General features: G+C 49.6%; 7 protein-coding genes. 2 read left to right on the top strand and 5 right to left on the bottom strand.

The features are described from left to right. Positions 1-318: 318 nt before the first annotated feature. Positions 319-2,007 carry a calcineurin-like phosphoesterase family protein gene (locus JX312_RS04710; protein ID WP_204457216.1) on the top strand — a complete coding sequence of 563 codons (1,689 nt, stop codon included), beginning with the start codon at positions 319-321 and terminating at the stop codon, positions 2,005-2,007. A gap of 114 nt (positions 2,008-2,121) precedes the next feature. Further along, positions 2,122-2,997, top strand: coding sequence for an EamA family transporter (locus JX312_RS04715; RefSeq protein WP_123404333.1), 876 nt, complete (start codon positions 2,122-2,124; stop codon positions 2,995-2,997). A 477-nt stretch (positions 2,998-3,474) separates the two neighbouring features. On the opposite strand, the gene JX312_RS04720 is transcribed toward JX312_RS04715, so the two are convergent. The 5 genes from JX312_RS04720 to JX312_RS04740 form a co-directional block, all read right to left on the bottom strand. After that, positions 3,475-3,789 carry a nucleotide pyrophosphohydrolase gene (locus tag JX312_RS04720; protein ID WP_204457217.1) on the bottom strand — a complete coding sequence of 105 codons (315 nt, stop codon included), beginning with the start codon at positions 3,787-3,789 and terminating at the stop codon, positions 3,475-3,477. 2 nt (positions 3,790-3,791) lie between these two features. Then, a complete protein-coding gene (locus JX312_RS04725; RefSeq protein WP_123404328.1) occupies positions 3,792-4,319 on the bottom strand; it encodes a hypothetical protein in 528 nt (175 codons plus the stop codon). 70 nt (positions 4,320-4,389) lie between these two features. Beyond that, complete coding sequence (locus tag JX312_RS04730; RefSeq protein WP_204457218.1) at positions 4,390-6,255, bottom strand: TonB-dependent receptor; 1,866 nt, start codon at positions 6,253-6,255, stop codon at positions 4,390-4,392. Beyond that, a complete protein-coding gene (locus tag JX312_RS04735; RefSeq protein WP_204457219.1) occupies positions 6,255-9,254 on the bottom strand; it encodes a tetratricopeptide repeat protein in 3,000 nt (999 codons plus the stop codon). Before JX312_RS04735 ends, JX312_RS04730 begins: the two co-directional genes overlap by 1 nt. Positions 9,255-9,282: 28 nt before the next feature. Then, on the bottom strand, positions 9,283-9,545 hold a 263-nt coding region (locus tag JX312_RS04740; protein ID WP_204457220.1), incomplete at its 5' end, for a fructose-bisphosphatase class III.

Below are 9,545 nucleotides of genomic sequence, written 5' to 3' on the forward strand. Positions count from 1 at the left end.
TTACCAGAGCGAGCGCGAAAAGAGAACGCAGAGGAGAGGAATCGTATGGTGTTATTGTTTCGACTGTCATTTTGTTATTGTAAATAATTCCCCAAAATTAGGAAATCATAGCGTTAGACGCAACCATAAATCGGATAGTTTCAGATAAGGTCGGAAAAAGAAGGAATTGGTAAAAATCCCTGAATAAAAGAAAAAGCCTGCAATTATTTCCGGCAGCTGCTTAAATAAAATGTGATGGATTTGTAGAATAAATAAAATTTCATAACTTTGCAAAAGTCTTTTCAGAAAGCAACAATAATAACTATAAACCATTTCGAGATGAAACTTTACAAATTATCCTTGACAGCGGCGGCATTGGCTTTTGCTGTAGCCGTCAATGCACAATCAACGTTCAAATCTTCGTTGCCGGTGAAGCCCGGCAAGGGTGTTACGGTTGCCGGAACGGTTGAATGTGACGGGAAGCCTGTTGCCGGTGTAACTGTCTCAGACGGATACGAAGTGACAAAGACCGACAAGAAGGGTGCCTATTACCTTAAATCGAAAAAACAGAATCCACAGGTGTTCATTACAACACCCTCCGGTTATGAGGCTGTGCGGGAAGATGTGATGCCCCAGTTCTGGGCTGACTTCACGATGCCTGCCGACAAATATGAACGCCTCGACTTCTGTCTGAAGAAAACCGATAACAAAAGACACGCGGTTATTTTCCTTGCGGATATTCATCTTGCCAACGAGCGCAATGATGTGGATATATTCTCCGGTCCTTATGTAGACAGGATAAAGGAGGAGGTGAGCAAACTGAAAGCTGCCGGTATTCCTGCCTATACAATCAATCTTGGTGACGGATCGTGGGATTTATACTGGTATGCGCATCAGTACAGTATAAATGATCTGCGCGGCACGCTGAACGAGGCTGACTATCCCACGGCATTCTTCAATGTTATGGGAAATCATGACAACGACGGAGCCACTCCGGCAGGTGAGGGGGCTGATTTCCGGGCATCGCTTCCGTATCAGAAAACTTTCGGTCCGCGGTATTATTCGCATAATATAGGCGATGTGCATTATGTATTCCTTGACAACATAGACTATATCAACGCTACTCTGGAAAATCCGAGTTATCCGGGGATAACAGGACGCCGCAATTATAAGGAGAATTTCACACAGGAACAGCTTGACTGGCTCAGGAAAGACCTTGCCGGAGTCTCTTATGACACACCGGTGGTGGTGAGCATGCACTGTCCGCTTTTGCGCTGGAAGAAGAACGACGGCTCTGCATACAGGCTCAAGCCGGAAGAGACAAGTTCTCGCGAACTGCTATCCATTCTCAAGCCATATAAGAATGTACATACATTCTCAGGGCATTCGCACAGACAGTGTATTGTACGCATGCCGGAGGAAGAGCAGAATCTCGCCGACCACAACATTTCCGGTGCTTGCGGTTCATGGTGGCGTACGAGAGCTACCGCGCTCAAGAATCTTTGTCCGGACGGCACGCCTGCAGGATACGAACTCTTTACGGTTGACGGTTCAGACCTTAAGTGGGAACACAAAGCTTTCGAATATCCGGAAGACAGGCAGTTCTATGCGTGGGATATGAACGGAGTGAAGGATTATTTCGCCAATAACCGGGAAATGAGGGCATTTCTTAAGAATTATCCGAAATGGACAGATTACAGCGATGTGCCAGAGAATTATATATATGTGAATCTGTGGGCATGGGATCCGGAAGGGACGCTTAAGATAACCGAAAACGGCAAGGAACTTCCGGTGGAGATTGTGACCGAGGAGAATCCTCTTTATACAGTGTCGTATATGGTGCGTAATACGATATGGCTCAATCAGGTAGAGAACAAAGGTTATCAGAAGCCGCGCAAGTTCCAGCTTTTCCGCGCCAAGGCATCCACGCCCGATGCTCCGGTGGATATTTCCTGGACTGACTTTTTCGGCAATGAAACGAAATCAACACTTGACCGCCCCGCTCCGTTCACACTTGAAGCACTCTGACTCATGACAGAAACGGCATCTTAGCCGCCGTTGTGTTTCAGAATTTAGATAATTGGGAGGAATTTTGTAATTTTGCACAAAATTCCTCCCGATTGTTTTTCAACGTTCAAAGTCATGTGGATATTGCTTGCAGTCTGCTCCGCCTTAGGGCTTGGATTCTATGATATAATGAAAAAATTGTCGGTGCGCGACAACAATGTGCCGACAGTGCTTTTTCTCAATACTCTTTTCGGAACGCTGCTGATGTCGCCTGTAATCGTGATGAACCTCGCGCATGGCGGTTTCGGACTCAACGATACAGTTTACGGTCATCTGCAGATAATGCTTAAGGCGGTGATAGTGCTGAGTTCATGGATACTCGGTTATTTCTCTATCAAACATCTGCCTCTGACTATTCAGGGACCGGTCAATGCCTCGCGTCCGGTAATAGTTCTTGTCGGTGCGTTACTGGTGTTCGGAGAGCGTCTGAACCTGCTTCAGTGGCTCGGCATACTGCTTGGATTTGTCTCGCTTTTCATGATAAGCCGCATAGGGGCAGCCGAGGGTTTCTCTTTCAGGCGCAGCCGCTGGCTGTGGATGTCTATCGGGGCAACGATGCTCGGTGCGGTAAGTGCGCTTTACGACAAATATCTTCTCCGCAGCTATGCGCCTCTTGAGGTTCAGGCATGGTATTCACTTTATCAGGTGCTGATTATGGGAGTGATATTGATAGTGCTGGCGCGTTCCGGCGCATCGGGAGTGAGATTCCGCTGGCGGTGGTCGATATTAGGAATCTCGCTGTTTCTAACTGGCGCCGACATAGCTTATTTTTATTCGTTGTCGCAGCCGGACTCGATGATTTCTGTTGTCTCCATGATCAGGAGGGGAAGTGTGCTGGTTTCGTTCGCATATGGTGTAATAGCGCTTCATGAGCGGCATATCCGCCGGAAACTCATAGATCTGGGCATACTTCTTTTGAGTCTCCTGTTGCTTATTCTCGGATCGGGATAAACGGATTCTTGGAAAGTGGGCATATCTGATTATCACCCGCCGCCCCTTTTCCCTATCTCTACTATGCCTGGGCACTTGCAGTTATTGTGTTCCTCTCAATCGTCTTCCTTTTTTCCGCACCCCATCAACACTTGTTGAAAATTCGGCAATATAACAAAGTCAAGCCGCAACTGACAGGGAATTAGTCAGTCGCGGCTTGACTTTGTTGTCTTACCAGGATTCGAACCTGGACAGGCAGAACCAAAAACTGCAGTGCTACCATTACACCATAAGACAATCCTAAAGCTTCAGACTCTGCCCTCCCGGGAATGGGGATAGGGATAGGAAAAAGGAGAGCCGAGCCTCGAAGCTGTTGCAAAATTAATAAAAAATTTGCATGTCGCAAAATTTATTTTAGGCACCGGATTCAAAATAGTCTCAAGACGGCTTCAGCCAAAGTCTTGCGCCAAATGTCCGGAGTGCTATCAACGCGTTGATTTAAAATCTGTTGCGGTCGCGTGTGTATTTTTTCTTTAAAGAAGCCTCGAAGGCTTCGGAAAGGTTTGTTCCGGTCTGGTTGGCAATGCACGTCACGACCCATATCACATCGGCGAGTTCTTCGGCGAGCTGGGCGTGCACGTCTTTGTCAAGGTCTCCCGGTTTTGCTTTCTGGTCACCATATACTCTGGCGATGACTCTTGCCAGCTCACCTACTTCCTCAGTAAGCACCGCCATGTTTGTAAGTTCGGAAAAATACCCTTTGCCGACTTCATGGATCCACTTGTCTACAGCTTTCTGAATATCCTCAAGCATTGTCAGATTATTGAAAGTGCGCGTAATTCATCAATTATCTCGCTGCCGCTCAGAGTGCGACGGCGGGAGATTGTTCGTGCGAAGTCATCGATTGCGGGGTGGAGTCTCGGATTGCGGAAGATACGCCCCATATAGGAACGCGTTTTCTCGTAGATTGTGTCGATTTCGTCATCTTCGAGAGAACAGGTGTCGCGTCCTTCGCGGCTTATTTCATTGTGTATCGTGTCAAGCAGTTCTGCCGGGACATCCTGTCCCAGTCTGACCATGGATCTCGACATCACGTTTGAGATCACCATCGCCGAGGTGATATAGAAATTGCGCAGTAGGTTATCCCAGGTAGTTTTCGGGGAAATTGACGGCGAACCGGAAAAATAATACTGATGAGAGAACGTGACCATCGGGCCGTCTGAGTCGAGAGAGACGCCTGCCACGCGATCGATCGCATCGAGCGCGGCGAGCGAAATAGCCATCCCGGCAAGTCCGTATGCCTTATCGTCTTCATTCAGATATGTGAGGGTCATTGTGCTCATAAATTGTTTTTTTCTTACTTGATAACAAGCGGAGAGAAAATATGGTTTGCGAATCTTTTATATGCGGCGGTCAGAATGTCACACCGAATCCCGCCGCGAGTCTGACGCCCTGCTGAGGTAGTCCGGGCAAGAGCTCGTCGTGCCGGTTAAGGAGATTGTCTGCCTGCACCCATACTGTGAAATTCGAGGTTATGCCGTAGGAGGCGCCGAAATTGAGATAGGTAATGTCGGGGAGTCTCTTTGACAGGAGCACGTCGGCATCGGAAATCATGCCACCTTGATAATTACCTATGGTGTAGATATTGCGCACACCGCGATAATCATAGGCGAGTTTAAGTCTGAGAGTGCTCCACGGGTTCGTTTCAGCAGATATTCCGGCAGTCCAGCGCGGACGGTCATATCCGTTGAAATATCCCTTGTTGCCGTTTTGGGGCTGATAGTTTCCTTTTGCCTCTATCTTTATGATTTTGCCAAGGTCATATGATGCGTGGATGCCGATGCTGAATCCGTGAAGGTTGCAGGTGTGGTCTTGGTTGTAATCATATGAAAGCGTGCGGTCGGCGTTGTCCATATAAACGGATTCCGGCAGACCGGGAGCAACCTGATTCAGATAATTGAGACTTTGCTGATACCATCCGCCGAGATATTCTCCACGGGAGATGCGGAATGCGAAATCCGCACCGGCTGAGAAACCAGAGAATGGACCGAATGTAGCCCCGAGGCTACCATCGAGAGGAGAATATACGGGTCGTGAGTTGCCGATAAGCGGTGATTGGTAATAATCACGTTCATAATTGGATGCCAGAGTGTTCAGACGACTGCCGCCAAGGGCATGAAGATAGAAAGCCACCGGACCTGCAAGATAATCCAGCTTGATATCCGGGGCCACGTGCAGGAAACTATAGCGGTCGTTCTCCTCACCGGCATTGAATGCGAGATCAATCTCCGCGCCAATGCGCACTAACAGCCTGTCGCGTGAAAAACTATAATATGGTGTCAAAGTTAGCATGCCATAGTTATCCGGTTGCACCGGACTGTAGCCGCCGTCAACCTGATGATGGGAATAAAGGAGTATGTCGGTGTTGACATCTATGCCGATAGAAGATTTGGACGACATGGGGAAGTTTACGCCTCCGAGAAGATTTATGTCTGTTTCCCTTCCTCCCGATGCGCGTTCAAGCATTATCCCCTCATCCGGCATACCGATTAACATCCGCTTCAGGGGTGAATAGGCTGAGCGGTATCCGAAATAGCGCACTCCGGCTTCCACATTCCATGTGATTTCATCTGACCTGTAGGGTGATTGCCATCCGAACCGTGCAGATATGTCGTTGAGTGTCTGTGTCGGAGCTTTAGGGGCATTTTCGTCCGAGAAACTGCTCCATTGAGGATTGTATCCGTAATAATTGAAGTTGCCGATATGCCAGTCTAACGCACCGCTCAGTCTTCCTTTTCCGTTGAAGTCGTGAGATCCGTAGAAACCGATGGATTCATCGTAACGGTACATGCGGGTGTCTTTCATAGTTTCAGACACTTCCGGTTTCCACAGCGAGGTGGAATTGTGCTGCAGGCGCACGCCGAATGTAGTGTTTCTGTCATCAATGAAGCGGTATCCGGCACTCAGGGTGGAGTTCAGCCAGCTTCCGGCTCCCAGATCGAGATAGCCTCGGGAATCAGAATATTCCCGGGTATCGCGCCATCCGGTGGCGGGTAGTGGAAGGAGACTCGGGGCGAATGCAGCCGGAACGCTTCTCCCATCATATGAAAGCGGGTTGGTCTCCAGAGAGAATTTGACCTGTTTCGGGAAAGAATTTATGCGGTCGAGCCGAAAGACCTCCGGCACATATTTCCCGTCTACGGAAATCGATTGGTTATATTGAGCCGCTGCGGGTAACACCGAGACGGCGGCAAAGGCGTATATGATATGTTTCTTCATTACTTGAGAGCGTTGAGGCGTGATTTTATTGCATTAAGGATTTCCGGCTCGTTTCCGGGATAATTCTCGCGCAGGCTTTGCAGATATTCTTTTGCAAGATAAGCCTTGCCCTGCCCTTTATAGGCATCGGCAAGGAGGATGAATCCGCGGGCGAGCTGGAACTCATGAGGTGTTCCGGCTTCAGTAAATTCAAGCAAAACCTTCTCTGCATTGGTGAAATCCTTGTTGTCGATATAATATTGTCCGAGTTCTACCGCAGCCTTGGCTCCGGCGATACCGGCGGGATTTGCCGCGAGAGAAGAAAGCATGTCAAGAGCTTCCTCCGTATTTCCCGAACGGAGCATTGCCAGAGCCTCGACAAGTTGCATCTCCTCTGCCTGGTCGGCACCTATGCCGCCGTTGTTGCGTGCCTTGCGTGCGTATTCGATACGTTCTGAATCGGATTGCGACGTGCGTGCTATTCCGGCATATGCGTCAGCCATGAAATCAGTTTCTCCTGTGTTTGCCAGAGCTTTGTAGACATCAGTAGCTTCCGATGCGCGCCCCGGTATGTCATTCTCCAGAATCTCGGCACGGAGGAGGAGGGCTTCCGGATATTGCACGGAATGAGGACGAGCTTCGGCAAGGTGTGCGAGAGTTTCCTCTGCTTCAACAAATTTCCCGGAAGACTGGAGCGAGGTTGCGATGTCAAGCAATACTGGAGCGAGGTATTTGCCGTCAGGATAGTCACGCACATAGTTTCTCAGAAGAGTTATGTCTTCTATATTACCGGCATAGGCAGTCTCCGCACTGTCGAATGCGAGCTGTTCCATTTCATCGGCATCGAGCTGTTTTGCTTCAGGAACACCGCGGAGGAATTCCGCATACTGCGGCAGCTCTCCCCGCGAAGCGTAATATTTTCTCAAGTCATCGTTGGCAATGGATGCCTCCTCGCTTGACGGCCAGGTGCGGATTATTTCCTTGTAAGTGTCTGCAGCCTGTTCCATTTTTCCAGCTTTCGAATAAGTAAGGGCAAGGTTGATCATCGCTTTCCTTGCCTGCACAGACTTGGGATATCTGGATGCAAGGCGGCTGAAGGCGTCAGCCGCCTTGTCATTACGGTCTATAGCCTCATATGTCAGAGCCTTCTCAAGAAGCACATTGGGNATCCATTTGGAATCCGGGAATTTGTTTTCAATCTCGGAAAGTTCCTTTATTTTTCCGTTCACATCCCCGTCAAGACCGAGCATGACGGCATGACGGTAAGAAGCATAATCCGCATCTGAAGCATTCTCCGCTTTCGCACGGGCATAGGTATCGCGGGCTGTCCGGTAGTCACCCGTATAATACTGGCAGTCTGCCATCCTTGTGACAGCATCCGCCTTGAGGGTTGCGGGAAGAGCGGGAGATGCCGCCAGAGCCTTGGCAAACTCACGTGCGGCTGCCGCATATTTCTCCTGCTGATATTCGGAATAAGCGAGATTGTAAAGAGCCAAAGTGCGGTTGGAAGAATTGTTTTCCGATTTGAGGAAAGTATTGTATGCCGCCGATGCCTTGGCGTAATTCCCTTGCGAATACTCCGCATCGCCGAGCCAGATATGGGTCTGTGCTGCGAGCCTGCGGTCATGCGAGGCAAGTTCAAGCGAGCGGTTGAGGAATCCCGAAGCCTCCTGCGGACGTCCGTTGGTCATCGATTCGATTCCCAGTTCGTAGAGAATCTTCTGTTTGGCGGCAAGCACGTCTTTGGACGGGTGTCTTATCTTCTCGATGCTTGCGAGTGCTTTGGTATAGTTGCGCTCGTTGTAATATGCAGTTGCCAGATATTCCTCTACCTTGGGAGTATATTCCGAATTGGGATAAAGTTTGATAAAGCCTTCCAGCATGTCTACCGAAGAGGAGAACGGCACTTTGCCACCTCTTGTCAGAGCTGCCACGTAGTTGTAGAGAGCCACTTCCGACACATTGCGGTCATAATCCATGCGCGCCGCCTTCTCGAACGCCATTGCGGCAGCATCATCGTTGCCGGTCTTCACATCGCATTGTCCGAGATAGAGCCATGCGCTTTGCGCAAGGTCATTGTCAAGTTCCGTAAGTGTGGCGAATTTTTCGGCAGCCGCCGAGTAATCGCCATCGGCATAGTCGGCAACGGCAAGTGCGTAAATAGCGTCAGGAGCGGGAGAACCGTCAATCAGCGAAATGTATTTTTTCAGGAAAACCTTTGCCTGCTGATAGTCGCCGAGTTTGAAGAAACTGAGACCGGTAATGCGGTTCAGCTCAGGTGCGAGTTCCGGATCGGAGAGTGAGCGGAGAAGTTCCTGTCCCTTTGCCGCCACTCGGTCGTATTCTCCACGGTTGTAGTCTATCTGAGTCATGTAATATGCCGCTTCAAGACCTTTTTCTCCGCTTCTCACTTTTGAGAATCCGGTGTATGCTTTATCGTAGTCGCCGTCGATATAGTCGAGATAAGCTGAGTAGAATGTGTATGCCTCTCGGTAAAGACGATTCTCCTTCAAGGCTTTCAGACTCTGTCTTGCCTCGGCGTAATGTCCGGTCTTGATCTGTGTCAGTGCATGCCGGTAGGTGTAGAGGGCGAAGTCCTCGCGGTTCAGGCGGTCGAAATCTATGCCGTCGTATTCCGTCAGGGCATCGGGCCAGAGGTGATGGAAAAAGAAATAGTCACCCACGGAAAGTCTTGCTTCGAGAGCATGGGTGGATGCGGGATAATCTCTGATGAAATTACGAAGCAGGGTGACGCATTCCGCATCGCCGCGTTCGTAATAAGCGCGGGCAAGCATGAACACATATTCCTCTTTTTCGGTCTGGTTAAGGATTATGCCCTTGGTGTTTAGCTCGTTCAGCTGGTCGATCACTCCGGGGTAGTTTCCGCTTGAAAGCATGGTGCGGGCGCGTTCCAGATATCCTGCCGCAAGGGGAGAGAACCTTTCGGGAGATGCGCTGACCTGCGCTGAGGCGGTAGTAGCCGAAACTGCCGCTATCAGCGATATTATAAATTTATTCATTGTTATTGTCGTTTCAAGTTTCAGATTGTCAGTTTTTGTAATGTCGCTCCTTCACGATTCCATGCCGGAATGCGTAGAGAAGTTCTGACAGCTCATCGATCTGCGCCTGCAGTTCTTTCCCTTTGTCGGTGTCGCGCACTCGCATCCGGTGTCTTGACAGTTCCACAATCTGCGTTGTGGAAACAATGTCGGAACCGTTTCTTACAGCCTCCTCCGCAGAGGTGAACGGCTCATGCTGCACGAGCTGGAAACCACTGCTGTGGAACACAAGCGTGTATCCGGCGATGCCGG

The sequence above is a fragment of the Barnesiella sp. CU968 genome (assembly GCF_905219685.1).
Taxonomy (GTDB): domain Bacteria; phylum Bacteroidota; class Bacteroidia; order Bacteroidales; family Muribaculaceae; genus Lepagella; species Lepagella muris_A.